The sequence below is a fragment of the Neokomagataea tanensis genome (assembly GCF_006542335.1).
Taxonomy (GTDB): domain Bacteria; phylum Pseudomonadota; class Alphaproteobacteria; order Acetobacterales; family Acetobacteraceae; genus Gluconobacter; species Gluconobacter tanensis.
The window spans coordinates 2,043,856-2,068,614 of sequence record NZ_CP032485.1; the positions used below are offsets into that span (position 1 = coordinate 2,043,856).

A 24,759-nucleotide genomic window follows, 5' to 3' on the forward strand; every position below is an offset into this window, starting at 1 on the left:
GCTTGATTGCGAACCGTGTTTAGCCGTCCCTTAGGAGGGGGCCATGACGAATTTTGCCGCGCTGAATTTGGCCGATCCCATTCAAAAAGCGTTGACCGAAGCTGGTTACGAGACACCGACCCCTATTCAGGCCGGTGCAATCCCTTATCTGCTGGAAGGGCGGGACCTGCTGGGTCTGGCGCAGACTGGTACGGGTAAGACTGCTGCTTTCGCGCTTCCCATTTTGGACCGCCTCTTCCGCGATCGCCGAAAAGCCCCCCCAAGGGTATGCGCGCGTTGGTGCTGGCCCCTACGCGTGAGCTCGCCTCGCAAATTGATGAAAACTTCACCACCTACGCCAAGCATATGCCTTTTAAGCATGCGGTTGTTTTTGGCGGAGTAGGCCAAGGGCGCCAAATTGAGGCTATGCGCCGTGGTGTTGACGTACTTGTCGCTGCACCCGGCCGCCTTTTGGACCTTATAGGGCAAGGCCACATTGATTTATCTTCGCTGGAAGTGCTGGTTCTAGACGAGGCGGACCGCATGCTCGATATGGGCTTTGTCCGCGACATTCGTCGCATCATGGCACTCGTACCAGACGAGCGGCAAACGGTGCTGTTTTCAGCAACGATGCCTTCGTCCATCAATGAGCTTGCCCACTCGTTGTTGAAAAAACCAGCGAAAGTACAAGTAACGCCTGAGTCCAGCACAGTGGACCGTATCCGTCAGGCGGTCATGTTTGTCGATACGGCGAACAAAAAAGACGTCGTACACATGTTGGTTGATAGCCCGAATGTTGTGCGGGCTGTCGTGTTCACTCTTATGAAGCACGAAGCCAATAAAGTAGCGGAATTCCTGAATAAAAAAGGTATTACGGCCGAAGCAATACACGGGAACAAGTCTCAGGGCGCACGTGAGCGCGCTATGTCAGGCTTCCGTAATGGTACTGTTAAGGTGCTCGTGGCAACTGATATTGCGGCACGCGGTATCGATGTTGACGACGTGACGCACGTCTTTAACTACGATTTGCCAAACGTACCAGAATCTTATGTTCACCGCATTGGTCGTACTGCCCGTGCTGGGCGTGATGGTTGGGCTGTTTCTCTGTGCGATGCAGAACAGCGTGCATGGTTGCGGGATATCGAAAAAAAGATCGATAAAGATATTCCTGTCGTAACTGATCACCCTTATCACTCTGATGCTGCGCAAAACTCCACCCAGCGTCCCCCTGTTTTAGGTGGCGGTAGAGGCGGTGGCCGTGGTGGCCCACGTGGTGGTGGCAACGGCGGTGGTGGTGCGGGTGGCGGCGGTGGCCGTCGTCGTCCGCCGCAAGGTGGACATGGCCAAGGTGGCCGGAGCGGTGGCGGCGCACCCCGTGCAGGAGGTGGCAAGCCACGTTCCCCGGGGCGTCGTCCTTCTTAAAAATTTCTGCCCCATTAAGTTAAGTTTCCTTTGATGGGGTAACGCTGCGGTAAAGGATCATTGTTTTTTACCGCAGCACTAGACCGAGTTTTTGTATTATCTGTCCTTGGCTTATAGAAATACGCATTTCTGGTGAGGATAAGACGATATGATGACCCTGTACGGCATAAAAACGTGCGACACAGTACGCAAGGCCTGCCGCTGGTTGGATGAAGCCGGTGAGGCCTATGTTTTTCATGATTTCAGAAAAGATGGCCTTGCTGCTGAGACACTAAAAGAATGGTTGCAGCAGGTTGAGTGGGACAAGCTCATAAACCGAAGCGGTATGACGTACCGGAAATTGTCAGATGATGACAAACAGCGCTTAAACGCTGAAACAGCCCTCGAATTTTTATTGGAACAGCCAACGCTAATGCGGCGGCCTATTTTAGTAAAAAGCACAAAAATAATACATTTGGGCTTTAAACCCGATCAATATGCGGCGCTTTTTCAAAAGTAAAAAATAAAGCCGGCCTTTTTAAAGGCCGGCTCTTCGCGTGTTGTTTAGAATGAAGCGTTGATACGCCCGTAATAGTAACCGCCATACATCGGAACTTGTGCTGAGTCCTGGTCGTAGACTGTTGCGCCAAGGCTGTTTACAAATTCTGGCACCTTACGTGGGCGAATGTTGAAGAGGTTATTGCCACCGACGGCTACGTGCCAATGCTCGTTGAAGCGGTAGCCAATTTCCAAATCAGTTAGCCAACGAGGAGTGTTTTTAAACTGATAAAAGCAGGAGTTTGAATATTGGAGGCTGTTTCCGTCTTTCGGGCAGATTGCCGTAGACGGTGTCCAATCTTCATACGTCAGCATACCAGTCGTTTCGCCGTAACGCGTTTGGCGTAGGTTGACGTCCCAATTCTGGTAGGTCCAGTAAGCGTTTAAGATAAGCTTGCTGCGTGGATATTCTGTTGTGATTGCTGCGATGTTTTGTTCTGTCAGCAAGGGCTGGCCGTTTGCGCCAATCCCATTGTGATGAAGGCGCGTGCGGTTTAGGTCCAAGGCAGCGCTTACGTCGAGATTGCCAAATTTGTGTAGGTGAAACAGATAGTCCGTTTTGATGTCCAAGCCTTGAGTGCGTGTACTTGCACCATTGGCAAAATAATAGGCTGAGACGTTGTTATAATCACTTGGCGTAATGGTGCTAGGTAGGACCAGACCCATTTGTTCAATGGCTGAAATGGCCGCAAGTCCGTTGGTTGTTCCACCTTGGACGATCCGGTCACGAATGTTGATTTGGTATACGTCGGTTTCAACATGCCAACCGGTAATTGGCTCTACGACGATACCACCGCTCGCGCTGACGGAGCGTTCTGGTTTCAACGGGGATGCACCAAGCGAACGGCCTGCTGCCGAGTTGACGGGGAGGAGACCACCCGCGCCGTTTGGCGATACGTTCAAAGCGCTGAAGTTTTGCTCAGCGAGTGTGGGAGCACGGAAACCGTTGCTGATCGTCGCGCGGATACCGATGCGCTTGGTAAAGTCGTAACGGGTGGAGACTTTGCCGATTTCGTTATTACCAACGTCTGTGTAATGCTCAAAACGCCCCGCAAAATCCACTTCCCACTTTGGGGTAAAGTGGAAATCACCGTCCATATAGCCAGCCCAAATATTGCGCCACCATGTTCCGGCGTCTTGTGGGGTCAGGCCCGCATAACCGGACGTGCCGCCCAGTTCGTATGAGGCAGGGTTGCCTTCAATAATTTTATACCCGTCCAAGCGGTGTTGAGCGCCGAAAGCCCATGTGACTGGTACAGCGTTAAAAAGGTTGAAATGACGGCGGAAATCTAGGCTGTTCGTCCATTGAGACATGGCATAGGTTTCTGCACGCGCATCAGTGGGGGTGTAGCCCGTTGCAGCGTAAAGGTTCGGGTTGGCCGTATTTTTATTGCCAATAATGTTTCTGTCTTGGCCATAAACTGTGTTGAGGTCCCAATCGAAGCCGAAGACTTCTCCCTTTAGGCCTAACAAGGCTGCAAAGTCGTTTTCTTCGTTGGTCTCGATTGGGGAGAAGCCGTATGGATGTATTTCAGGTATTACGGCAGGCGTACGGTAGTTTTCAAAGCCTTCTGAATGGCGATGAGCGTAAGTAATCTGGCCATAGAAGTCGGTCGTTTCGGTTACTGAGTGGCCAAAATTAACGAACAGATTTTCCCGTGTTTCCTCGGGCGTACTCATAATTTTGTTGCTGGTTGCGGGAGGCTGGTATCCACCAGCAGGTGCAGTGTAGACTTGGCCTGCTGCGTCTGCCGGCCCGTAATTTACCAGACGATGGTCAAAAACGTTTTTCGTTACGAAGTGGTCGGCATGTGTAAGCTGTCCGGCAATATGAACGTAGCCGTCTTTCCCCCATTTAAAGCCGCCATCTCCGTTGATTTGGTATTGCCAGCCATCGCCATTATAGGCATTTGCTCCAGTTTGAGCTGACATGTTGAAGCCGTGGTTTTGTTTTTTGGTGATGATATTGACCACGCCGGCAATCGCATCGGAACCGTACATAGCAGCCGCGCCATCTTCCAGTACCTCAATATGATCTACCATATTGGCAGGTATCATACTGAGGTCCACAGGCGTTGCGCCGAATTCCGGCCCACTGTCTTGATAAATATTAGCGGTGGTATGACGGCGTTTTCCGTCGACCAGCACGAGAACCTGATTTGGATTGAGGCCGCGCATACGAATGGATGACGTCAGGGCGCCAGTATCAGCACCCATATTGGAAACGTTAATTTGGGCGTAAGTGCGTGTGATGGCATCGGCCAGATTCACCATGCCTGAACGTCGCAACGTAGCATTAGAAATAACGCTGATTGGAGCAATGCTCTGGCGCGCATGGCGGTTTGTAGCATGTGTGCCTGTTACAACGACGGATTCATCTTCGGAACGTGGTTCAATGTAGCGGTGGCGAGGAGAGGTGGGTGCAACGTGATGTGGTGGTGTTGCTGCATTTTTAGATGATATTTTTGAAGGATGATTTGTTTTTTTAAGATGATTAGTTGCAGCTTCCGCCGCGGAGAAAGGAGCGCTGATATAAGCTGTTGAGGCTAAAATAGTCGCAAATAAAAGGTGTTGACGCCGTTTCATAACGATCCCTGTCTCGTTGAAGAGGTGAGACAAGTCGATCACTAAAGAGCGAGGTGATCAATTATGTTTCTTATCCGATATGTTTTTGTCTGTCGTTTTGTTGCTGTATGGACACAATTTGACATGGAGATTTTTCGAATGAATCCTCGGTTAAAGTGAGGATCCATTCGAAGTGGGGCACGATTAAGCAGCTGGTTTGAAACGGGCTGTAGTACGGTCAACCTGATAGAAAGAAGCCGTAGCATGCGGGTTTAGGGCAAGGTCCGAGACGGATTTCAGGATAAAGTCTACCTTTTCATCACTCATTAACACGCTGAAGTTAAGACGGACCCATCCTGGCTTCTCAATTTCTTCTCCGCTCATGATAGCGGAGCGAATTGTTTCAGATTCGGATTCGTCGATATCAAGCAGGCGGTGTGCATATGGGCCTGCACACGCACAGCCGCCGCGAGCTTGGATCCCGTATTTGTCAGATAGCATGCGGGTGAAGAGCTGTTGGTGAACAAAGCCGCCGTTTTCGAGGTCGTGGATACGAAAAGAGAAAATTGGTAGGGCGGAAGCGTGGGTATTTCCCAAAATTTCGATGGCGGGATGGTTTTTCCACGCGGCAAGGGCTTTTTGCCGCAGGTGATCCTGTCGTGCTTCCAAGTAGGCCGCGCCAATTGCATCTTTGGCAATAAAAGCAAGGGCGGCTCTTATGTCACCTAAGACGTTCGGCGTGCCACCTTCCTCGCGGGCAGTCAGAGAGTCGCTGTAGTCGTGGCCCCAAGGAGATACAAATTTTACAGTGCCACCGCCCGGTGCTGAGGGCGTACGGCGCTTAAAGGCATCATCGCGCACTATTAAAATGCCGGAAGCGCCCGGACCACCGAGAAATTTGTGGCAGGAAACAACAACTGCATCTTTTTCTTCAGGCGTGCCAGATTTCATATCGATGGGGAGGTAAGGGCCACCGCCAGCATAATCCCAAAAAGCCAAGGCGTTAAAGCGTTTGAGAAGCCGTGTGACGGCATCAACGTCAGTTACGATACCGGTCACGTTCGATGCGGCGGAAAATGAGCCAATTTTCAGGCGCTTGTTTTCGGGGTCAGAGTGTTTGACTTTTTCCAACTCGGCTTCGAGCACCGTTAGATCGGGGCCACCAAAAGGAGCTTCGGGGATCTCAACAATTTCTGCGCCACATTCGCGCCAAGGCAAAATATTTGAATGATGTTCGTACGGGCCGATAAAAATGATTGGCCGTGAGCCGTATGTGCAATACAGTGGGATTTCAGCCAGGTGCACAAGTCGATTTAAACCAGACGTGGCGCCAGCGCCTGAGAAGATCGTACTAAATTTGCCTTGAGGTGCACCGCAGAGTTCAGCAATTGTGCGGCGTGCTTCATTGCGTAGCCGGGTCATGCTGCTTCCGCAATAAGATGCTTCGGTATGGCTGTTCGCATAAAATGGCAGAACATGCTCCATGACAAACCGCTCAATGGGTGCCAATGCGCGGCCCGAAGCAACATAGTCGGCGTAAAGTAGCGGGACGGTACCGAAATGAGTTTGAATGAGTGTCCCGTCGCCAATAACATCATTCTTCAATCCTTCAACACCTCTGGTGCGGAGGGAATGTCCGAAAGCCTTAAAGGCGCTGACACTATCATTTGGAAGAATGGAGGGCGCTTCATGCAGGGACATTGTCATCGATCATTTGCTGAGAAAGTTGGCGTGTTGAGAGAAGATTATCGTCCTTTGAGCAAAGAAAAATGCCTTTTTTATAGATTTTAAGAGTGATTTTGTGGTCATATGAAGCATTATGAGTGAAAAATTAGATCATATTGACCGTGAAATCGTTCGAATCTTGCAAAAGCAAGGAACTCCTTCTCAGCGTGAACTGGCTGAGCGTGTAGGCTTGTCTCAGAACGCTTGTTGGCGGCGCTTGCATGCCTTGCGCAACCAAGGTGTAATTTGCCGTGATACGGTCCGGCTTGATCCTAAAGCATTGGGACTTGAGCTCACGGTTTTCGTGCTTGTACGTACTCGGCATCACGCGCGTGAGTGGTTTGAGACTTTTCGAAATGTCGTAATGGCCATCCCAAACATTGTTGATTTTTTTAGGATCGCAGGTGAGTATGATTATCTTATGAAAGTTGTTGCGCGGGATATGAAAGATTTTGACCGCGTGTATCAGCAGATAATTGGGCGTGTCGAACTTGATGCGATAACGTCATACATGACGATGGAGACTTTTGCGGATAATCGCGATCTTCCCGTCTGAGATAAGGATTTTTCATGCAACAAGACGGCCAGCTCGCCCAAAGCCTTCGCACGCGCCATGTGATTATGATCGCATTGGGTGGTGTGATTGGGGCAGGTTTTTTCATTGGTTCATCAGCTGCACTCTCCTTGGCTGGTCCAATGGTGCTGCTTTCTTATGTGTTGTGTGGTTTGTTTGTCTACGTAACAAATTTGATGATGCGGGATTTAGCTTTCGCGGTACCGGGGCGGCATTCGTTTCTGGGGCAAATCCGGCAGGCCTTAGGGCCGCGCATGGCGTTCGTGGCAGGTTGGACGTATCTTATCACCTGGATTATTGTGCTTGCTGTTGAGGCTATAGCGATTACCAACATGCTGGCACCATATGTACCAGTACCTTATGTGGTGTTGGAGTTGGCTATTATTGGTCTTATGACAGGAATCAACCTATTGTCTGTCAAAGGCTATGGTGAATTCGAATACTGGTTTTCGACTGTTAAAATTGTTGCGTTAGTTTCCTTTATCGCGATTGGTGCATGGCTAGTTGGTACGCACCCGGCTAATAATATTCAGCACAATTTAATGGATCATGGTGGATTATTACCGCATGGTCCACTGGCTCTTCTTGCCGTGCTGCCGACCATTCTCTTTTCTATGGGTGGGAGTGAAATCGCCACTATTGCTGCCGTAGAAACAGAGGATGCGCAGGAAAATATTGCGCGGGCAGCCCGAACGATCCCAATGCGGATTGGCGTTTTTTATCTCCTTACTATCGGTTTGATCCTTTGTTTGGTGCCTTGGAGCGATGTTGTGCCGGGGCAGTCACCTTTCTTGTTGGTGCTGAACCGCTTTCATGTGCCTTTTGCTTTCTCGGCATTGTTTGTCGTGATTTTAACAGCAGCGGTTTCAACGCTGAACTCTGGCATTTACGCTACGTCGCGCATCTTATTTGAGATGGCAGAGGGTGGAAGCGCGCCCGCCATATTTTTGAAAATAGATGAAAAGACTAAGCTACCACGGCGCGCCTTGCTGACATGCGTTGGAGTGGCTGTGTTGATTGCTGTAACCGCTATTATCTCTCCCGATAAGATTTTTGCGCTTTTGGTCAGCCTGACGGGTGGCTTTATGCTTGTTTACAATGCCGTTATTATTTTGGCGCGGTTGAAGGTGGTCGAGCAAGGTCGTTGGGTCTGTTATTTTGGCTTGGCGGTTATTGGGTGCGTGCTCGTTGCTATGGCGCTGCAAATGGAAACTCGCTCCCAGATTGGTATTGGGTTTGGTGCTTTACTGCTTATTTTATTGGCTGACCGGGTCCGTTCTAGGTTCTCGTCACGTTCTTAGAAGAAAAAATAACAATATTGGTTATTTATATGGCGAGTTTGCCCTCCAGACTCTTGTCGGATTCGGGGTAAATTTGCCATAGGGAAGGTATGGAAGCCTTCCCGCGCCGTTCTTCTCGTGTTGAAAGTAGGGCGCACGCTCAGAGTGCGGCTCTGCCTGTTTTGTCGCCGTTACAGGTACAAGACCTTTTTGCTGCCCGGCTTGAAGAAATATGCACGAGTTTTGATACGTGGCACTACCCGCTTTTAGTTGGGGGTAAGCTCGGGGCTGCGGTTCCTGGCTTTGAGCGCGATGCGCTCCAGTTGTCCCTGACGGACTCCTCATTCGGCACTTCTATTGCGGTCGATATTCGGACAAATGCCTTCGAAGCTAGCGGTGCAGTCGCTGGAGACGAAGTCCGCGTCAGTGGTTTTCTAAGAGCTCGTGGGCAGCGTGGGCAGGCCGTACTTCGTTTTGAAGCAATAGCGCTTGAGCGGTGTGACCCAATTCGGGATAGTGTTTATGAAGCGGATAAAAAGCTTCTGACTCTCATGCGGCAGCTACCGCATGAGCGGCAAGAATACCCGGCTATACAGGCATTCAGCATGTTAGTTGTATACCCCGCAGCCGAGCGTGAGACGACGTTAGCTCAATTTTGCTCAGCGCTTGGGAGTGGTGTGACAGCAGATCAATCCCGTTTTGTTGGTTTAGAACACGACAATATGCACCGCTTGCTGGCTGCCATTGAAACGTGTCGTGAGACTGTATTGGTTATTCTCGGCGGGACGCGGAGCTTCCCGGAAATATGGTTCGACGATGCAGCTTTTTTAGAGGCTCTGACGAGGGTAAGCGCGCACCGTATTTTTGCGATGGAAAGCGAGGTTGAGCGAAGATTTGCCTCAAGAGTTGCCGATTACAATACAACCAGCGCAGAAGAAGCTGGGAATTATATACGTTCTAGAAACGTACGGTTATGGCGCGTGCACGAAGAGGAGCGCGCGCAAATGGAAGAAATTGCCGCCTTAAGGGAAAGTGTTGAAGAGCTTTCTACCGTAAGGCCTGCATTGTCGCTGCAGGCAAGGCTGGGTTTTGGCTGTATAATTTTTTTGCTGGGTATCGTTTTCACTCTGGTCGTATCAGTCTTTAAGTAAATTCAATTCCTCTTCCGATGGGCGTAACCTTCTAATGGTGAAGGTTTCAAATTCTACAAAGTCGTCTTCTACTTCTGAATCTGCGGGCAGAGGGGCAGGAGATGTAATTTGGGCGATCATTGCGCTCAATTTTTGTGAATACTCTTCGTCTTGAAAGTCTTCGTTGTCTTTGACGTCATAGTAGTCCGCTAAGGGTTGCGGCATAGTGGGGTCACATAGCCACGGGTAGTGCAGAACTCTCGCCTGATGCGCTTTTGTTACTTGGGTAATGTGATTTTGTGACGTGCTGTCCCAGAAGGGTATTTCTGCTAAATGACGATCTGATGGGGATATGAAGAAACGCCCACCGAGGTGATCAGGAAAAGCCTCTGCTGCGCAATGTGTTATTTGTGACGTATATGGCGTGGCTTGGTTTTTGTTGTGGTTTTTTCCAAAGACTTTCCACTTTATTCCAAAGCTATTGTCTTGCTCTGTAAGCGCCGGAATGAAATCAATTCCGCTAAAAAACTCGTCTTGGTCTAAAATAATAAGCCATTCATCAGGGGGGGTATTGTCCAGTGCAAGCTTTATGAGCTTGCTCCGAGTTTGGTATGTCCGTGCTTTTTTCTTGGGGCGATATTCGAATATTTCGACGGCGACCTGATTTGTCAAAGAATAAGCAACTGGAAGTGTCTGATCAGAGGAGCCCGCATCAATGATGAGAATGCGGTGAAAACCTTGTAAAATGTGCCATGCGACCCACTCAGTCAGAACATGCTCTGCATTATATGTAAGGACTGCACAGGTCGCTTTTTGCATGGCGCTTATCGTAGCTCGACGCGGACGACTGGGGTGTGAACAGAAACGTCTGTTTCGGCGTGAAGTTCGAGCTGTAAGGGTTTTGCACCAGCAGCGATAATTTTCTGGGACACAGAGTTGAGCAGTCCCTTGGACAGTTTCGCCAGCAGAGCCTGCTGTTCGGCCACAGTAGGTTGTGGGGGCGTCAAAGCACGCACAATGAAGAGGACATTGCTTTTGTGCTGCAAAGCAACCCTCGCAGCATGATCAACAACCGGTCCGTATTCGCTCTCGGCCGTGCCATCCGCGATGGACAGGAAAGGAGCTTTAGGAGCCTGTACGGCTTGTGCTGGTGGAGGGGGAGGGCTTGGCGGGCGCCCAGCATGCGAGTCGAAAGTACGCTGATCAATTAATTTGCATCCACCGAGCTGTGTGGTGGCTAAAAGCGCAAAAATGGTCAGGTAAAAAGAACGCGATCGCATGCGGCCCCTAAGACTGTGCAGAATTATAGATACGGCTATTTGTTACCATATCAGGTTACAGCAACCAGCAGCTAGGACAAGTTTGAAGTTGAGTTATGTCGAAAAACTGTCATGACCCCCTGTTGCTTCCTGACAGTGGTGCTATGGGTATTGCCGGTTCTTACGACATGCGGAGTACGCAGCCATGGCAGTAAAAGTTGCAATCAACGGTTTTGGACGTATCGGTCGTCTTGTCCTTCGTGGCATCATCGAAAGCGGACGCACAGATGTGGAAGTCGTTGCGATCAACGATCTTGGCTCAGTAGAAGCGAACGCTCACCTTTTGGCATATGATAGTGTGCATGGCCCACTGCCAGGGAAGGTTCGCGCTGAGGGTAGCAGCCTGGTTATCGAAGCAAACGGCCGTACTTACGGGCCGATTACGGTATCAGCTGAACGCGACCCTTCAAAAGTGCCTTTTCAGGGCGTGGACGTCGCGATGGAGTGCACGGGTCTTTTCACATCACGTGATAAGGCAGCTGCTCTTCTTGAAGCGGGCGCAAAGCGCGTTGTTGTTTCTGCTCCGGCTACGGATGTTGATGCGACAATCGTTTTCGGTGTGAATAACGATGCCCTCACACCTGACATGAAAATTATTTCAAACGCATCTTGCACAACGAACTGTCTAGCCCCTGTTGCCAGTGTTCTCGACGAAGCATTTGGCATTGAGCGCGGCTACATGGTCACAATCCATTCTTACACGGGCGATCAACGTACGGTGGACACCTTACATAAGGACCCACGCCGCGCACGTGCAGCAGCATTGAACATGATTCCAACGTCAACGGGCGCAGCTCGTGCGGTGGGTCTTGTACTGCCCCATTTGAAGGGCAAGCTGGACGGTACAGCTATCCGCGTTCCTACACCGAACGTATCGCTGGTATCGTTGGATTTCGTTCCGGCCAAAAAGCCAGCCTCTGTTGAGGAAGTGAACGAAGTTGTGCTTGCGGCTTCAGAGGGTAAGCTGAAGGGCATTCTGAACTACAATACAGCACCGCTGGTCAGCACGGACTTCAATCATTGCAAGGCGTCATCAACGTATGATGCAACGCAAACAGCCTTGATTGACGGTGGCGCACTGGTTCGTATCTGCGCATGGTACGATAACGAGTGGGGCTTCTCTAACCGTATGGCCGACACGGCAGTTCTGTTCGGGAGCCTCTGATCATGGCTTTCCGCACGCTGGATAGTCTGGAGGCACGCGGCAAACGCGTGCTTCTCCGGGCGGATCTGAATGTGCCGATGCATGACGGGGTCATCACCGACACGACGCGCTTAGAGCGCGTGGCTCCCACGATCCGCGAATTGTCTGAAAAGGGCGCGCGAGTTATCGTATTGAGCCATTTTGACCGGCCGAAAGGTAAGGTTGTTCCGGCAATGTCGCTGCGTCCTATCGCTGCGAAGCTCGGGGAAGTCTTAGATGCACCAGTGGCATTTGTCGCTGACTGCGTTGGGCCAGAAGTGGCAAGTGCCGTTGCCGAGTTGAAAGATGGCGGCATCTTGGTGCTGGAAAACACACGTTTCCACGCAGGTGAAGAAGCCAACGATGCTGAATTTGCAAAAGCACTCGCCGCTAACGGCGATGTCTTTGTAAACGACGCGTTTTCTGCGGCCCATCGTGCACATGCTTCGACTGAAGGGGTTGCTCACGCTCTCTCTTCATTCTCTGGGCGTTTGATGGAAGCTGAATTATCGGCTCTTTCGGCTGCTTTGGAAAACCCTGAGCGTCCGGTCGGTGCTGTGATCGGGGGATCAAAGATCTCCACGAAGCTGGATTTGATCGGGAACGTTTTGGCTAAGGTTGATGTTCTGTTCATCACCGGCGCCATGGCGAATACATTTTTGGCCGCAGAGGGTGTATCCGTTGGCAAGTCTCTGCAAGAGCAGGACATGCACGCAACTGCGCGCGAAATTTCGGCCAGAGCCAAAGACGCTGGTTGTGAAATCGTTTTGCCTGTGGACGCTGTAGTTGCGCGTGAGTTCAAGGCGGGGGCAGCATCAGAGGTATGTCCCGTAGATGCAGTTCCTGCAGATACGATGATTCTTGATGCTGGTCCACAAACGGTTGAACTGATTAAGCAACGTCTCGCAGGTTTGAAGACGCTTGTCTGGAACGGCCCGCTTGGGGCTTTCGAGATTGCGCCTTTCGATAAGGCGACTGTTGCAGTGGCCCAAGAAGCAGCACGTCTGACTGAGTTGGGGCAACTGCGCACTGTTGCTGGCGGCGGTGACACTGTCTCGGCTTTGCGCCATGCGGGTGCTGCTGACAAAATGAGCTATGTTTCAACGGCTGGTGGCGCGTTTCTCGAGTGGCTGGAGGGTAAAGTCCTTCCAGGTATCGAGGTTCTGCGCGTTACAGGGCAGGAACTTGGCTTGAGCTAAGCGAACTGTGCCGTGCGCCCAAGGGTGCGCGGCACTTTCCGTTTTGGTTAACTTTTCATTTCTGTCTGACACAAAGCCGTTAGAACGATTGCTTATTGGGCAGAAATCAGCGCATAGTTTGTTTATCGATACGAAATAACGGAATGTCCGCCCAGATGGTCCAGGTGCCTTTCAAGCGATTGCTTACAGCTATCGCAGGAGTAATGTTCGCGACACACGCGCATGCCCAGACCAAAGCGCAGGACCCATCTTTTCAAAAGCTTTATACAGACACAAAACTTGTTCAAGTACAGGCAGATACCCGTGTAGGGGCATCTCTAATGCGCAGTCTTCCCTCGGGTGTTCAAATTGCGGTGAAAGCAGCCCCGATGCCGAGTGGTTTTGCTCCGGCGCCCTTGCCGGATGATGATATGGCCGCACCTGTAGTGCAGAAGAATAATACGGACCCTTACCTCAAGCCAGAATTCTACCACAGGCGAATCGCCAACGCTAACGGCATGCAGGCTAATGCCCATGATGGCGAAAATCGTCGTGGCAAAGGAGATATCTCGGGCGGTTTGGCCTTGACGGTTCCTTTAACCCAGTAAGCTTTAGGTAGAAAAGTGAGCTCGTTGTGAGCTCACCTTTTTAGTTTTGAAGCCCGCTTTCTTTTCTTCTGCGTGCCACTTCGGAAGCCATAGCCTTCTGAAGTTTTTCCATGGCGCGTGCCTCGATCTGGCGAATACGCTCTCTAGATACGCCGTAGTGATGTGAGAGTGTTTCCAGAGTTTCTGGCTCTTCTTTCAAGCGACGTTCTGACAGGATGTGCCGTTCGCGCTCGTTAAGCGTCATCAACGCCTGGTCGAGCAGTGCTTTGCGGCCGTTAAACTCTTCCGTGTCAGCAAAGCTTTCTTCCTGGTTCTCGTGCTCGTCAACCAGCCAGTCTTGCCATTCGCCATCGCCGTCCAGTCGTAGGGGGGCATTAAGGCTATGATCTGGCGCAGCGAGACGTTGGTTCATAGATTGAACGTCTTGCTCGGGAACCCCAAGAGTTGTTGCAATATCGGTTACCTGCTCAGGGCGAAGATCACCGTCATCAATAGCCTGCATCTGCCCTTTGAGGCGGCGCAGGTTGAAGAAGAGCTTCTTTTGCGAGGCCGTGGTGCCCATTTTGACAAGGGACCAGCTGTGCAAAATGTACTCTTGCATTGCCGCGCGGATCCACCACATCGCATAGGTAGCAAGGCGGAAGCCACGGTCGGGGTCGAAACGACGCACAGCCTGCATCATACCGATGTTGCCCTCACTGATCAGCTCGCTTACGGGCAGACCATAACCACGGTAGCCCATTGCGATCTTGGCAACCAGGCGCAGGTGGGAAGTGACAAGGCGATGCGCTGCTTTTACGTCTTGCTTAGATTTCCAGCGGCGAGAAAGGTCCAATTCCTCTTGCGGTGTTAGCAAGGGGAACTTACGAATTTTCTGCAGATATTGGCTCAGATTGCTCTCTGGGCCAACTGAGATGACGGCGGGAGATGCCATGTACGATCACTCCTTTCGCCTGGGAGAACCCGAGGCCGAATGTCCGTTGCAGGTATAGTAAGCTACGAACGAGACGGCCTAAGGTTTCTTGGCCAGGTGACGCGGTCGGGATTTTTTGGTGTCCCCGCCTGCATCCTCTGAACGAGCGTTTGCAAGCGGTACGGTCCACTCCAGAGGTGCGTCACTCCATCTAGACTGATTGTCTTATGACAGGTGAAACCGAATAAGTCAAATGTTAAAAAAGGCTCACCCGATCAATGAGCGCTGCAAGTTATGAAAATCCTCGGGTAGAGGGGTCTCAAATTCGAGGTTTTTGCCGGATCTTGGGTGTATGAATCCAAGCCGAGCGGCGTGTAGCGCCTGACGCGGAAAGTCTAATGCGGCTTCACGTGCTTCTGTGGGGAGGCCACGGGCAGCAGCGGGTATACGCCGTAAATAGACGGGATCTCCAACGAGAGGGTGGCCGTCATGTGCTAAGTGCACGCGAATTTGGTGGGTGCGGCCGGTGGCGAGGCGGCACTCAACTAGAGAAACGGAATTGTGGTAGCTGCTCAAAAGTTTAAAGCGCGTGAGGGCGACCTTACCGTTGCTCGTAACGACAGCCATGCGCTTACGGTCGCGCTTATCCCGTCCTATCGAGCCGTCGAACTCGCCTGTTGCTGGCAAAATACCCCAAGCAAGTGCTTGATACGCTCTGTCAATGTCTCGGGCGGCGAAGGCTTCTGACAAAGCGTTGTGGGCAAGTGAGGTTTTGGCGATGACCATCACGCCAGAAGTATCTTTATCGAGGCGGTGAACAATTCCTGGCCGTTTTTCTCCGCCTATTCCTTCAAATCCTTCCCCGCAATGTCCGAGTAAAGCATTGACGAGGGTGCCGCGTTCGTTACCGGGCGCAGGGTGCGTCACTAGCCCCGCCTGTTTGTCGATCACAATAAGGTCCCGGTCTTCGTACAAAATTGTAAGCGGGATATTTTCGGGCTCGGGTCTTGCTGGGGTAGGGGTAGGAAAGGAAAGAACAAATACCTGACCATCGCGCAGGATTTCAGACGGATTATCGGCCTTGGCACCGTTCTTTTGAAGGTGTCCTTCTTCAATCAGGCTCTTGACCCGGGAACGGGAAATCGTGCCGATGGCTTCAGCAAGTGCACGATCGACTCTCTGCCCTGAGCAATGAGCGTCGACGATGAGTGTATAGGGTGTAAGAGGGTCAGACATGAATCAATATGTACCGAAACAAGAGCAAAACGGCGAGTCCGGGGTCTCAAAAACGTTAATGGCGTTTGTTATCGGCATGGGGGTGCTCATCGTTATAGGGGTTGTGGTTCTGGTGGGGGTCATAATTACCCGTATTGCTCATGGGCATAGCAGCGCGCAGCTTTCTTCTGAGTCCGCGACAAAATTGCCGAGCAAGGCCACCATTCCCCTTATGAGTAATGAACATGTCGGGCAGGTTACGCCATTGAGCGATGGCAGCTTGGCTATCACTGTTCAGGGGGACGCAGGAGGGCGTTTGATTGTTTGGGACCCGACAAACGCACGGGTTGTTTCTGAACTTATTTTCGCAAATGCGCGTTAGGCAAGGAGCGCACTAACTTTCTTTCGTCGTTAGGAGAATCGACGTCATCAGGCCCGGGAAATACTGGTCCAGCTCCTGTCGACGGAGGGAGTTATAGTGATGAAGGCCTTCCACGCGCGTGTGCAAGATTCCGCTATCTCTCAAGACATGAAAGTGGTGAGACATGCTGGATTTTGGGCGGTTGCGCAGCAGTTCGGCGCAGGTCGCCTCACCCTGCTCGTGGAGCTGGCGCACAACTGCCAAACGCATTGGGTCGGCCAACGCACGCAGCACGGTAAGAATATCTATGGTCGCAAGGGAGGGGTGATCTGGACAGGGCATGAGGCAAATATCCTTGCTTGCCTTCTTTTGGCAATGTTTTTAAGGTTCGATTCTTATCGAACTAAACCTACGCCAAAGGCAGGAGTTCAGTCATGTCATCTCTTTTCGACGCCATAAAACTGGGTAGCATTGACGCTAAAAACCGCGTCATCATGGCTCCGCTCACCCGTGCGCGCTCGCAGGTGGACGCTGTTCCAACGGCGATTATGGTAGAATATTACAGCCAGCGCGCTTCGGCAGGGCTTATTATCAGTGAGGCAACCGGGATTTCCCGTGAGGGGCTTGGCTGGCCCAATGCTCCAGGCATTTGGTCTGATGAACAAGTGGAAGCTTGGAAACTTGTTACAGCTGGTGTGCATCAGCATGGCGGAAAAATTGTCTGCCAGCTTTGGCATATGGGCCGGGCAGTACACTCTTCGGTAACTGGAGTGCAGCCTGTTTCGGCGTCTTCTACGGCCGCGCCGGGTGAGGCTCACACCTACGAAGGTAAAAAAACCTACGAAACTGCGCGCGCTTTGACGATTGAAGACATTGAACGCATCTTAAACGACTACGAGCAAACAACGCGCAACGCATTGGCTGCCGGGTTTGATGGTGTGCAGGTGCACGCAGCTAATGGTTACCTGATTGATCAATTTTTGCGGGATAGCACCAATCAGCGAGATGACGAGTATGGTGGCACACCAGAGAACCGTATTCGCCTTTTAAAACAGGTTGTTGAGCGTGTTATTTCTATTGCTGGTGCTGACCGTGTTTCCGTTCGCATGTCCCCAAATGGTGACTCTCAAGGATGCATAGATTCTAATCCGGAAGCGGTGTTCGTGCCGGCTGCGGAGGCTTTGGATCAACTGGGAGTTTCTTGGTTGGAATTGCGTGAACCGGGTGTAAATGGCACGTTTGGTAAGACGGACCAGCCAAAGCTTTCCCCTGTTATTCGCAAGGCTTTCAGAGGGCCACTGGTGCTGAATCAAGACTACACGCGCGAAGAAGCTCTTGCCGAAGTAGAGACTGGGGTGGCTGATGCTATTTCGTTTGGCAGAAAGTTTATTGGCAACCCTGATTTAGTCGAGCGTCTCGAGCGCGACCTGCCCTTGGCTAAAGATAACATGGCGACATGGTATCGGCCTGGCGCTGAAGGTTATACGGACTATCCTGCCGCAGGGTAATTTAGCCTGCCTATAATAAAGTGTAGCGCAGTATAAAACTGTTTGGGGCGCAGAGAATGCACTCTGCGCCCCAAACGTATAATATTAGAGATTTAGCGCGCCAACTCGTACAAAGCGACAGCGGCAGCGTTGGAGACGTTTAAGCTCTCCATATTCCCCGGCATGTAGACGCTAGCAATCTCATCGCAGGTTTCACGCGTCAGGCGGCGCAAGCCGGCGCCCTCTGCGCCGAGGACTAATGCGACGCGTCGGCCTGAAAAGGCATTGCCATCCAAGCGAATGCCTCCGGCATCAAGGCCGACAATCCACAAACCTTCGCGTTGCAAAGAAGCGAGGGCGCGGGCGAGGTTTACCTCCCGCAGTAAGGGGACAGTGTCTAAAGCGCCCGAGGCAGCCTTTGCCATTGAGCCGCTTTCTTGTGGGGTGTTCCGATCCTGAACCAAAACTGCGCAAGCACCGAAAGCTGCTGCTGATCTTAGGATTGCACCTATATTACGTGGGTCGGTGACCTGATCTAATACTAAGACAGGGCCGGGCTTTTCCAGTGCATCCAGAAAATGTGGCGGTGTCAAAGGTTCCACCCGTAAGCATACGCCTTGGTGAACGGCGTCCCGGTCAGACAAACGGTCGAGGCGTTCACGGTCTACAACCTGAGGAGTTACGCGCGCATGCTGAAACTGAGCGGACGCCTCTTGAGTAGCGAGGAACTCATGAATTACGCGCTCAGGGTTGTTCAGTGCTGCTTCAACGGCATGGTGTCCATAAATCCAGTAGCCGGGTTGGTTACGGTTTGGGCGCGCCGTGCGGGAGGAGGGGGAAGCGTCAATTTCCTTGGGGAGGGAAATACGCTTTGGGGAGGGGGAGGAAGTGCGTCTAGCCATAAAATTTATATAATCGAAAAAAAGCGTTTGACATACCCAGAGATGTGACCTATCTATCCGCCTGTCCCGGAGAGGTGCCCGAGTGGCTAAAGGGGGCGGACTGTAAATCCGCTGGCGTACGCCTACGTTGGTTCGAATCCAACTCTCTCCACCAGGACGCTTTCTTTAAAAATTAGAAAAGAGTAAGTATTCGTTCTTCCGCAGGGAAGTAATGAATATATCTCTTTTTTGTGCTTTTTGCGCAAATATAAATTTTTTTATACGTTCTCTGAGTTCACAATTTTGTGCTCTATATAGTACTAGTTCAGGACTAAATCAGGCGTTAAAAAGGCGTTTAAATCATTTAAATGCGTCGCTATGGGGGAAATTGCTGGAAATGCAGCAATATATAAGCAAAAAAACGAGTATTTTCAGCTTTTTGTGCGTCTTGAGCGTTATACCATCTGGTGAAAAGGCCTTTTCCCAAGAAGCGAAAGCGCCTGTTAAAGAAGAAGTAAAAAGCAATATTGTATTTACGCCGGTTCTTCGTCGTGTGTCTCCGGTTTCATACAGTAGAGGTACTCCTAAAGTTTCAGACACTACAGAAGATCATTTTCTTCCAGCTAGTATGCATGACTGGCTTACTCAAAGCACGATGACAGGCAACTGGGCTGGCCTAAGAACACGTCTCGCACGACACGGCATCATAATCAACGGGCACTATCTTCAAGATTCCGTTGGTAACCCTCGTGGTGGTCGTTCAAAGAATGTTCGTTATGCGGATGAGTTTGGCGTTGCGATCGATGCCGATATCAAAAAACTCACAGGCTACAGCGTAGGCTTCATCCATTTTGCTGTTACGTCCCGCCAAGGCTTGGGTATTACGTCCAAACTGCCTGTTATGAACAGCCCACAGGAAATTTTCGGTGCGGGTGAAACGGTACGTTTGACACGTCTTTCTTGGGAAATGCCTTGGAATAATTACGTTTCGACTGAAGTTGGTAATATCAACAGTGAAAATGATTTTGAACAATCATCTATTTACTGGGGCGGAAACCTGTATTGCCAATTTGAATCGAATGCGATTTGCGGTATGCCGCAATCAATCGCGATGAACTCAGGTTATGGCTACTATCCTACGTCTCATCCGGGCGCGTGGATTAAATTTTATCCCGCTGGGAACAAGGAATATTTGATTTCTTTCGGTGCGTATTCCGTCGATCCGACAATATCTAACACCCATAACGCTTGGAAGATGAACCTTCATGGTGCAACGGGTACTTTTGTACCGTTCCAGTTGGGTTGGCACCGAGGCGGAGACAACGACTTTACGGGGCCGCTCCAAACGAATATTAAAATTGGTGGTTATTGGGACTCATCTCAAGTTAAAGATGTTTATTCTCAACTCTCTAGCTTCGAGATTGATCCGAAATATCTGCAATCAGCACCAGTTTCGAAGGTTCGTGGCCGTTTTGGTGGCTGGGTACAGGCTGACCGGATGATTGAGCGTGATGCCAATGATGCGCAGCGCAGCACGGCTCTTTTTGGTTCTTTCACCTGGGGTGATCCGCGCACGTCTGTTGTTCCATATTATGTGACGTTTGGTGTTGTTCGGAAGGGCACGTTCGCAAGCCGTCCTAATGATACTCTGAGTTTGGGTATGAAGTCTGGTTGGGTAAACGCGAAGCTCACTAACTGGGCGCGACAGATGCAAAAGAACGGTGCAGACCTTCTGCGTCCTTCAGGTGAGCAATCTGTAGAATTCAACTATGGTTGGCGCCCAATGCCTTGGCTGCTGATGCGGCCTGGTATTCAGTATTATTGGAGCCCCGGCGGGACTAATCGCTACAAAAACCCTATCATTTTAGGGCTCGAAACCGGCATTACGTTCTAATAAAAAGCCGCCCTACGGGGCGGTTTTTTTATTTTTGTAGTGTGCTAGCTTCGATCGGAAATGGTCGCAAATCGGCGGGTAGATAGAGTGGATGCTCTGGGCGACCAGATTTGCTCAAACGTAAAACATTTAGCGTGATGCCGTTTTGTTCTAGCAAAAGAGCGACTTCCGTTCCTCTGGCCTTCAATTGCCGTATCTGGGGGGACCCGTAAGCTAAAATTACGAGATCTGCCTCTCGCGCAAGTTCCACTATGCTGGAATCGTTCTCAGGGCCGATAGGGTCTTCGACTTCGATAAGACGTTTTTGGTCAGTGCAACGGTAAGCGAAGCTATTGGCCACAAGAATGGACCCATAGCCCCATTGACGAGCGTATCGCTGACATTTGGCGACGGTACGATCATCGCCAAACTCAGTTGCAACGGACGGATTCATCATCAGCCACATTAATTTTGGGGCATTTTCTTGCCACACGCGCTTGAGGCTGTAGCGGTAGCAATCGTTTTTTCCGCCATAAACGGCGGTACTTTTAATGTCGTCAGCGAGTTTTAAAGGCTTCGCTGTTCCGACATTATGGTACGCGCCGAAGAGGTCTTTCATAAATTAATGCTGTTTTTGTAAAGCTTTGACGGCCGCCAGTGTGCGCTCAACATGTTCATCGGGGGACATTGATGCGTAGGTGAGAACGACATGTCCGTCCTGTGCGATGACGTAAGAGGTGCGGCTTGCCATGTGCAGCAATGGCATTTTTGCTTTGTAGCTGTCAGTAATCTTGCCGTCAGGGTCTGCGATAACGCCGAAGGCTGAACGGCATTCGCTGACCGAAAACTTGTTCAGTTTTGCGATTGGATCCATCGAAATTCCGTAGACTGTCGCTCCAGCGGCTTTGAAGTCAGGGACAGCATCAGCGAAATCATGGGCTTCGATCGTGCAGCCTTTCGTGAATGCTGCTGGGTAAAAGTAAAGAACGACCGGTCCTTTTTGAAGGGCTTCTTTCAGGTGGAAAGGAAACTCGTGCCCGCCCATGCTTGCGGGAGCTGAAAAGTCTGGTGCAGGGGAGTTGGCATCAAGTGCTGCGTGAGCAGTTTGTGGAGCAAAGAGACTTGCGCCAAGCATAACAGCGCCGAGGGTAAGAGCGCATTTTAAAGAGGTGTTGGAAATTTTTTTCATGACAGTCAATCCTAGGAAAAGTGCGAATAACGTCAAACAAATGCCTTACTGCGGCATATTAGAAGGTTTCAGGCGGTACGACAACGCAGGCTGAGTGGCTTTGTAGGCGTTGGCACGCGGCTTCTGCTGCTTCGTGCGAAAGTCCTGTTATGCGGGCTCTATAGAGTGCTCCGCGGGCAGTATGCGTTGGTGAAACCTGAACATTCGCGTAAGAGGCGGCGCTGAGAGAGGAAGATTTTTTAGCGTTATTGGCTGCTGTATGTGCTTGGGCTGGAGAGCCGTAAGCGCCAACTTGGATTGCCCATAGTCCCCGCGCCGGGGCTGGGCTCGCTGGAGCAGGGTTAGCTGCGTGCGGTATTGGAGCAAGTTTGTAATGAATGCCTGAAGCCGGAACCTCTGCAACAATCGATTGAGCTTTAAGGCGGTGGCCGACGGGTAACATTTGGGCAGTTACGCGGTTATCGCTAATGCTGTTATCGTCTGTTTGCTGTGGGGGAGGGGCGTTGACGTGGGGCGCTGTTGGCGTCGGCTGCGGTGCCGCGTGAATACCGCGCGCTGCCCAAGCTGCTCTGACGTCAGACGGAGTATTTGCTGGTGCTGCCGTAGGGACGACGGCCGTTTGAGCAGGTTGGGCGTCATTTTGTGCTGTCTGTTCGCGTTGGGCCCATGCTGCGCTTACGCTTTGGTTTCCACCGCCGGATGGTGTTGTTGCGGGTGCGTCGTCTGAGTTGTCGTCATCGGCGGCGGAGGAGCGAGTATTCGGGTCGTGCTGGGAGACCAAGAGATCAGCCGCTGACCGGTTGTGAGGCCAATAGCCAGCGATTTTTGGCCCGATCGACGCGACGTAGCGTCGTGTTTCGCGTGGCAATGCCCGCCCGCGCCTCAAGTAGCTGTCGAGGCTGCCGGGGCCATCATTATATGCGGCAAGAAACCCCGGTGAGCCATAAATGTCGTACATTTGGCGGATGTAAGCTGTGCCCGCTAAAATGTTGTCGTGAGGGTCATAGGGGTCATCGTTCAGGCTGTATTGGTAACGCAAGTCGTCGTAGGTGGGCGGCATGAGCTGCATCAGTCCCATGGCGCCGGGAACGGAGGTGGTGAAGTGGCCGCTAGAATCGAAAAGACGCCCTCCGGACTCGCGCTCAATTACTGCGCGTATCCAGCGTTCGGGCACGTCGAAGCGGTCTGACGCCTCGTGGATATAGGGCCCCCAAGGGTCACTCGGTGGCCCTGGAGGTGCATAATAAGACTTTGCGTGTGCTTGATAGTGCTCGGCTTCCTGTATGACAGGTAATGGTGTGCCGGAAGGAGAAACGTCCGCTTGGTCCGCGCAGGCTGCAAGTAGGCCTATGGCCCCAAAAGCCACGCCATAGCGAATGACGCTGAATTTTTGGCTTTTAAGACGGTCGGTGTGGGTGGGGCTGGGCATGGGCAGCGGGACACCTAGCGGTTGGTTGGTCAAAGTCGTTCTATCCGTTAGAATATGAATGCGGCAAAACTGAGAAACAAGGTGTAAATCTTCGTTCGGATTGTATGTAGTGCGCACCGAAGGGGCCAGAGTTTCGAGCTGCTTGTGGCAATTTCTTAAAAATATTCTCAAGCTTGCTGTCTAAAAGCTAATTGTTTAGTGGAGCAATATGACGCTTGCTCCTGATGAGACCTCAATCGACCGATTATCGGACATCACTGCTGAGAGCAGGTCCTCCCAACTCCTCCACGTTTTGCGTGACGATGTAGTGGAGACGGGGCGTTTGTTAAAATTGGGCTTGGCGCTTGGTTGGTTGGACGTCAAGTTGCGCTACAGGGGGTCTGTTCTCGGGCCTTTTTGGCTAACCGTAGTTTCGGCAATTATGGTGGCCTCAATGGGAGGGCTGTATAGCAGGCTCTTTCATATGAACCTCGCTACGTATTTGCCATTCTTGGCCGTATCTTTGATGCTCTGGCAAACCGGGGTTGCGACAGTGGTGCAAGATGCTTGCGGCTGCTTGATTGAGGCGGATGCGATGATAAGGGCGAACCGCTTGCCCTTGCCACTTTTCGCCGTGCGGGTTGTCGTTCGCAATATGATAATTTTTGCACACAATATTGTGGTCCCGATAGGTGTGTGTGCGATTTTCAAAATATGGCCCGGAGTTGTGCTTTTATGGACATTGCCGGCAGCTATGTTGTGGATATTTAATGGGTTGGCCTTATGTTTAGCCTTGGGTTGTTTATGCGCAAGGTTCAGGGATATTCCGCCGATTGTTGGCGCGCTTATGCAGGTTGTTTTTTACGTTACGCCCATCATATGGGCGCCCAGCCAGCTTCATGGCTATGCACGTTTTCTGTTGCTGAATCCATTTTACGCTATGATTGAAATCTTCAGGCAGCCTTTGCTCGGAAATATGCCCGACAAGGCGCTATGGTTCATTGCGCTTGGGACCAGTGTAGCATTATGGGCAGTAGCGGCGTTAATTTACGGTAAGGCGCGAAATCGCGTTGTTTTTTGGATGTAAATAGGGGTCCTTGGTGACACACATACACTTACGTGACGTGTCTTTGACGTTCCCGGTTTTGCATGGCGCGTCTAGATCTCTTAAAAAAACAGTTTTCTCACGTGCCAAGAGCTCTGTTCAAAAAATACGCCAAGGCAAAGTGGGCGGAACAATGTCCTTGGATGAGGCTGGCAGCGGCTGCCTGCTCGTGCAGGCGCTTTCAGGGTTCAATATCTCTATCAACTCGGGGGATCGTGTCGGGCTTATCGGGCATAACGGTGCAGGCAAGACAACCTTGCTTCGTGTGTTGGCTGGTATTTACGAAGCGAGTGCTGGGCGGGTTGATGTTGAGGGAAAGCGCCATGCTTTAATTGACCCTCAAGCCGGAATGAACCCCGAACTGACAGGGCGCGAGAATTTCAGACTTTTTGCTTTGAGGTTGGGCCTTAAGAAATCTGAAGTCCAAGCAATGGAAAAAGACGTAGAAGAGTTTTCAGATTTAGGCCTGTTTTTTGATCTTCCACTTCGTCTTTACTCCTCAGGTATGGGGGTGCGTTTGGGGTTTGCGTTGGCAACTTTGCCGCGTCCCAATATTCTGCTGATGGATGAGTGGTTCATGGCGGGAGATCAGCGCTTTCAAAACAAAGCTGAGCAACGCTTGTCTTCTATGGTTTCGTCAGCGGAGATTGTTGTGGTTGCTTCGCACTCATTGAGTGTCTTGCGGACATGGTGCAACCGCATTGTTTGGATGGAGGGCGGCTGCATCAAAATGGATGGGCCTGCTGAGGATATTTTGGAAGCCTACGAGGAATTTTTAAAGAAAGCTCAATGAGCCTTTTGCAGCCACGGTGCCTCTGCGCTATGCA

The 24,759-nt window shown here is 51.2% G+C and carries 23 protein-coding genes, 1 tRNA gene and 1 pseudogene; 14 read left to right on the plus strand and 11 right to left on the minus strand.

All coding sequences use genetic code 11. The features are described from left to right. Window positions 1–43: 43 nt before the first annotated feature. Window positions 44–1,401, plus strand: a pseudogene (locus D5366_RS09255) (DEAD/DEAH box helicase). Window positions 1,402–1,549: 148 nt separating this feature from the next. After that, window positions 1,550–1,900, plus strand: a complete 351-nt coding sequence (locus tag D5366_RS09260; RefSeq protein WP_141493241.1) for an ArsC family reductase — start codon at window positions 1,550–1,552, stop codon at window positions 1,898–1,900. Between the two features lie 44 nt (window positions 1,901–1,944). On the opposite strand, the gene D5366_RS09265 is transcribed toward D5366_RS09260, so the two are convergent. Further along, the gene (locus tag D5366_RS09265; RefSeq protein WP_141493243.1) at window positions 1,945–4,524 is read right to left on the minus strand and encodes a TonB-dependent receptor plug domain-containing protein; all 2,580 of its coding nucleotides are present in this window, start codon (window positions 4,522–4,524) and stop codon (window positions 1,945–1,947) included. 183 nt (window positions 4,525–4,707) lie between these two features. Next, window positions 4,708–6,204 carry an aminotransferase class V-fold PLP-dependent enzyme gene (locus tag D5366_RS09270; RefSeq protein WP_141493928.1) on the minus strand — a complete coding sequence of 499 codons (1,497 nt, stop codon included), beginning with the start codon at window positions 6,202–6,204 and terminating at the stop codon, window positions 4,708–4,710. A 118-nt stretch (window positions 6,205–6,322) separates the two neighbouring features. Between D5366_RS09270 and D5366_RS09275 the strand changes: the two genes are divergently transcribed. The 3 genes from D5366_RS09275 to D5366_RS09285 all read left to right on the plus strand — a co-directional run bounded on the left by D5366_RS09275 (window position 6,323) and on the right by D5366_RS09285 (window position 9,233). Continuing rightward, complete coding sequence (locus D5366_RS09275) at window positions 6,323–6,784, plus strand: Lrp/AsnC family transcriptional regulator (RefSeq protein WP_141493245.1); 462 nt, start codon at window positions 6,323–6,325, stop codon at window positions 6,782–6,784. Window positions 6,785–6,798: 14 nt separating this feature from the next. Next, on the plus strand, window positions 6,799–8,103 hold the full coding sequence (locus tag D5366_RS09280; protein ID WP_141493247.1) for an amino acid permease: 1,305 nt from the start codon (window positions 6,799–6,801) through the stop codon (window positions 8,101–8,103). Between the two features lie 89 nt (window positions 8,104–8,192). After that, window positions 8,193–9,233 carry an exodeoxyribonuclease VII large subunit gene (locus tag D5366_RS09285; RefSeq protein ID WP_141493249.1) on the plus strand — a complete coding sequence of 347 codons (1,041 nt, stop codon included), beginning with the start codon at window positions 8,193–8,195 and terminating at the stop codon, window positions 9,231–9,233. Here the strand turns inward: D5366_RS09285 and D5366_RS09290 are convergent. Both D5366_RS09290 and D5366_RS09295 read right to left on the minus strand, forming a co-directional pair. After that, a complete protein-coding gene (locus D5366_RS09290) occupies window positions 9,219–10,031 on the minus strand; it encodes a glycosyltransferase family 2 protein (protein WP_141493250.1) in 813 nt (270 codons plus the stop codon). The two genes, D5366_RS09285 and D5366_RS09290, sit on opposite strands and share 15 nt — an antisense overlap. A 5-nt stretch (window positions 10,032–10,036) precedes the next feature. Continuing rightward, complete coding sequence (locus D5366_RS09295; RefSeq protein ID WP_141493251.1) at window positions 10,037–10,492, minus strand: hypothetical protein; 456 nt, start codon at window positions 10,490–10,492, stop codon at window positions 10,037–10,039. A gap of 184 nt (window positions 10,493–10,676) precedes the next feature. On the opposite strand from D5366_RS09295, the gene gap reads away from it, so the two are divergent. The 3 genes from gap (at window position 10,677) to D5366_RS09310 (ending at window position 13,500) form a co-directional block, all read left to right on the plus strand. Beyond that, the gene (gene gap, locus D5366_RS09300; RefSeq protein ID WP_141493252.1) at window positions 10,677–11,696 is read left to right on the plus strand and encodes a type I glyceraldehyde-3-phosphate dehydrogenase; all 1,020 of its coding nucleotides are present in this window, start codon (window positions 10,677–10,679) and stop codon (window positions 11,694–11,696) included. A 2-nt stretch (window positions 11,697–11,698) separates the two neighbouring features. After that, window positions 11,699–12,913: a phosphoglycerate kinase gene (locus D5366_RS09305; RefSeq protein ID WP_141493253.1), complete on the plus strand. Its 1,215-nt coding sequence runs from the start codon at window positions 11,699–11,701 to the stop codon at window positions 12,911–12,913. A gap of 203 nt (window positions 12,914–13,116) precedes the next feature. Then, entirely contained in the window at window positions 13,117–13,500 is a 384-nt protein-coding gene (locus D5366_RS09310) for a hypothetical protein (RefSeq protein ID WP_141493255.1), read from the plus strand. Window positions 13,501–13,540: 40 nt separating this feature from the next. On the opposite strand, the gene rpoH is transcribed toward D5366_RS09310, so the two are convergent. Beyond that, window positions 13,541–14,434, minus strand: a complete 894-nt coding sequence (gene rpoH, locus D5366_RS09315) for an RNA polymerase sigma factor RpoH (RefSeq protein ID WP_141493257.1) — start codon at window positions 14,432–14,434, stop codon at window positions 13,541–13,543. 246 nt (window positions 14,435–14,680) lie between these two features. Further along, window positions 14,681–15,649, minus strand: coding sequence for an RluA family pseudouridine synthase (locus D5366_RS09320; protein ID WP_141493259.1), 969 nt, complete (start codon window positions 15,647–15,649; stop codon window positions 14,681–14,683). On the opposite strand from D5366_RS09320, the gene D5366_RS09325 reads away from it, so the two are divergent. Next, window positions 15,648–16,010, plus strand: coding sequence for a hypothetical protein (locus D5366_RS09325; RefSeq protein WP_141493261.1), 363 nt, complete (start codon window positions 15,648–15,650; stop codon window positions 16,008–16,010). The genes D5366_RS09320 and D5366_RS09325 overlap by 2 nt on opposite strands. Before the next feature lie 12 nt (window positions 16,011–16,022). On the opposite strand, the gene D5366_RS09330 is transcribed toward D5366_RS09325, so the two are convergent. Beyond that, entirely contained in the window at window positions 16,023–16,331 is a 309-nt protein-coding gene (locus tag D5366_RS09330) for an ArsR/SmtB family transcription factor (RefSeq protein ID WP_141493262.1), read from the minus strand. Between the two features lie 92 nt (window positions 16,332–16,423). Between D5366_RS09330 and D5366_RS09335 the strand changes: the two genes are divergently transcribed. Next, window positions 16,424–17,497 (plus strand): alkene reductase, encoded by a 1,074-nt coding sequence (locus D5366_RS09335; protein ID WP_141493264.1) that lies wholly within the window; start codon window positions 16,424–16,426, stop codon window positions 17,495–17,497. Window positions 17,498–17,589: 92 nt separating this feature from the next. On the opposite strand, the gene rlmB is transcribed toward D5366_RS09335, so the two are convergent. Further along, a complete protein-coding gene (gene rlmB / locus D5366_RS09340; protein ID WP_141493265.1) occupies window positions 17,590–18,378 on the minus strand; it encodes a 23S rRNA (guanosine(2251)-2'-O)-methyltransferase RlmB in 789 nt (262 codons plus the stop codon). A gap of 68 nt (window positions 18,379–18,446) precedes the next feature. Here rlmB and D5366_RS09345 point away from each other — a divergent pair. Both D5366_RS09345 and D5366_RS09350 read left to right on the plus strand, forming a co-directional pair. Next, a tRNA-Tyr gene (locus tag D5366_RS09345) sits at window positions 18,447–18,532 on the plus strand. A 222-nt stretch (window positions 18,533–18,754) separates the two neighbouring features. After that, a complete protein-coding gene (locus tag D5366_RS09350) occupies window positions 18,755–20,251 on the plus strand; it encodes a carbohydrate porin (RefSeq protein ID WP_141493267.1) in 1,497 nt (498 codons plus the stop codon). 28 nt (window positions 20,252–20,279) lie between these two features. Here D5366_RS09350 and D5366_RS09355 read toward each other — a convergent pair whose 3' ends face one another. The 3 genes from D5366_RS09355 to D5366_RS09365 form a co-directional block, all read right to left on the minus strand. Further along, on the minus strand, window positions 20,280–20,849 hold the full coding sequence (locus tag D5366_RS09355) for a DUF1643 domain-containing protein (protein WP_141493268.1): 570 nt from the start codon (window positions 20,847–20,849) through the stop codon (window positions 20,280–20,282). A 3-nt stretch (window positions 20,850–20,852) separates the two neighbouring features. After that, entirely contained in the window at window positions 20,853–21,365 is a 513-nt protein-coding gene (locus tag D5366_RS09360) for a peroxiredoxin (protein ID WP_240775409.1), read from the minus strand. 112 nt (window positions 21,366–21,477) lie between these two features. After that, entirely contained in the window at window positions 21,478–22,848 is a 1,371-nt protein-coding gene (locus tag D5366_RS09365; RefSeq protein ID WP_141493929.1) for a lytic transglycosylase domain-containing protein, read from the minus strand. Between the two features lie 208 nt (window positions 22,849–23,056). On the opposite strand from D5366_RS09365, the gene D5366_RS09370 reads away from it, so the two are divergent. Together D5366_RS09370 and D5366_RS09375 are read left to right on the plus strand one after the other, a co-directional pair. Next, window positions 23,057–23,914, plus strand: a complete 858-nt coding sequence (locus tag D5366_RS09370; RefSeq protein WP_141493272.1) for an ABC transporter permease — start codon at window positions 23,057–23,059, stop codon at window positions 23,912–23,914. A 13-nt stretch (window positions 23,915–23,927) separates the two neighbouring features. Beyond that, window positions 23,928–24,725 (plus strand): ABC transporter ATP-binding protein, encoded by a 798-nt coding sequence (locus tag D5366_RS09375; protein ID WP_141493274.1) that lies wholly within the window; start codon window positions 23,928–23,930, stop codon window positions 24,723–24,725. Window positions 24,726–24,759: the final 34 nt, after the last annotated feature.

Excerpts from the sequence above, each read along its gene's own strand:
- D5366_RS09260 (WP_141493241.1), top strand. The coding sequence starts at position 1,550 with ATGATGACCCTGTACGGCATAAAAACGTGCGACACAGTACGCAAGGCC.
- D5366_RS09265 (WP_141493243.1), bottom strand. The coding sequence starts at position 4,524 with ATGAAACGGCGTCAACACCTTTTATTTGCGACTATTTTAGCCTCAACA.
- D5366_RS09270 (WP_141493928.1), bottom strand. The coding sequence starts at position 6,204 with ATGTCCCTGCATGAAGCGCCCTCCATTCTTCCAAATGATAGTGTCAGC.
- D5366_RS09275 (WP_141493245.1), top strand. The coding sequence starts at position 6,323 with ATGAGTGAAAAATTAGATCATATTGACCGTGAAATCGTTCGAATCTTG.
- D5366_RS09280 (WP_141493247.1), top strand. The coding sequence starts at position 6,799 with ATGCAACAAGACGGCCAGCTCGCCCAAAGCCTTCGCACGCGCCATGTG.
- D5366_RS09285 (WP_141493249.1), top strand. The coding sequence starts at position 8,193 with ATGGAAGCCTTCCCGCGCCGTTCTTCTCGTGTTGAAAGTAGGGCGCAC.
- D5366_RS09290 (WP_141493250.1), bottom strand. The coding sequence starts at position 10,031 with ATGCAAAAAGCGACCTGTGCAGTCCTTACATATAATGCAGAGCATGTT.
- D5366_RS09295 (WP_141493251.1), bottom strand. The coding sequence starts at position 10,492 with ATGCGATCGCGTTCTTTTTACCTGACCATTTTTGCGCTTTTAGCCACC.
- gap (WP_141493252.1), top strand. The coding sequence starts at position 10,677 with ATGGCAGTAAAAGTTGCAATCAACGGTTTTGGACGTATCGGTCGTCTT.
- D5366_RS09305 (WP_141493253.1), top strand. The coding sequence starts at position 11,699 with ATGGCTTTCCGCACGCTGGATAGTCTGGAGGCACGCGGCAAACGCGTG.
- D5366_RS09310 (WP_141493255.1), top strand. The coding sequence starts at position 13,117 with ATGTTCGCGACACACGCGCATGCCCAGACCAAAGCGCAGGACCCATCT.
- rpoH (WP_141493257.1), bottom strand. The coding sequence starts at position 14,434 with ATGGCATCTCCCGCCGTCATCTCAGTTGGCCCAGAGAGCAATCTGAGC.
- D5366_RS09325 (WP_141493261.1), top strand. The coding sequence starts at position 15,648 with ATGAATCAATATGTACCGAAACAAGAGCAAAACGGCGAGTCCGGGGTC.
- D5366_RS09320 (WP_141493259.1), bottom strand. The coding sequence starts at position 15,649 with ATGTCTGACCCTCTTACACCCTATACACTCATCGTCGACGCTCATTGC.
- D5366_RS09330 (WP_141493262.1), bottom strand. The coding sequence starts at position 16,331 with ATGCCCTGTCCAGATCACCCCTCCCTTGCGACCATAGATATTCTTACC.
- D5366_RS09335 (WP_141493264.1), top strand. The coding sequence starts at position 16,424 with ATGTCATCTCTTTTCGACGCCATAAAACTGGGTAGCATTGACGCTAAA.
- rlmB (WP_141493265.1), bottom strand. The coding sequence starts at position 18,378 with ATGGCTAGACGCACTTCCTCCCCCTCCCCAAAGCGTATTTCCCTCCCC.
- D5366_RS09350 (WP_141493267.1), top strand. The coding sequence starts at position 18,755 with ATGCAGCAATATATAAGCAAAAAAACGAGTATTTTCAGCTTTTTGTGC.
- D5366_RS09355 (WP_141493268.1), bottom strand. The coding sequence starts at position 20,849 with ATGAAAGACCTCTTCGGCGCGTACCATAATGTCGGAACAGCGAAGCCT.
- D5366_RS09360 (WP_240775409.1), bottom strand. The coding sequence starts at position 21,365 with ATGCTTGGCGCAAGTCTCTTTGCTCCACAAACTGCTCACGCAGCACTT.
- D5366_RS09365 (WP_141493929.1), bottom strand. The coding sequence starts at position 22,848 with ATGCCCAGCCCCACCCACACCGACCGTCTTAAAAGCCAAAAATTCAGC.
- D5366_RS09370 (WP_141493272.1), top strand. The coding sequence starts at position 23,057 with ATGACGCTTGCTCCTGATGAGACCTCAATCGACCGATTATCGGACATC.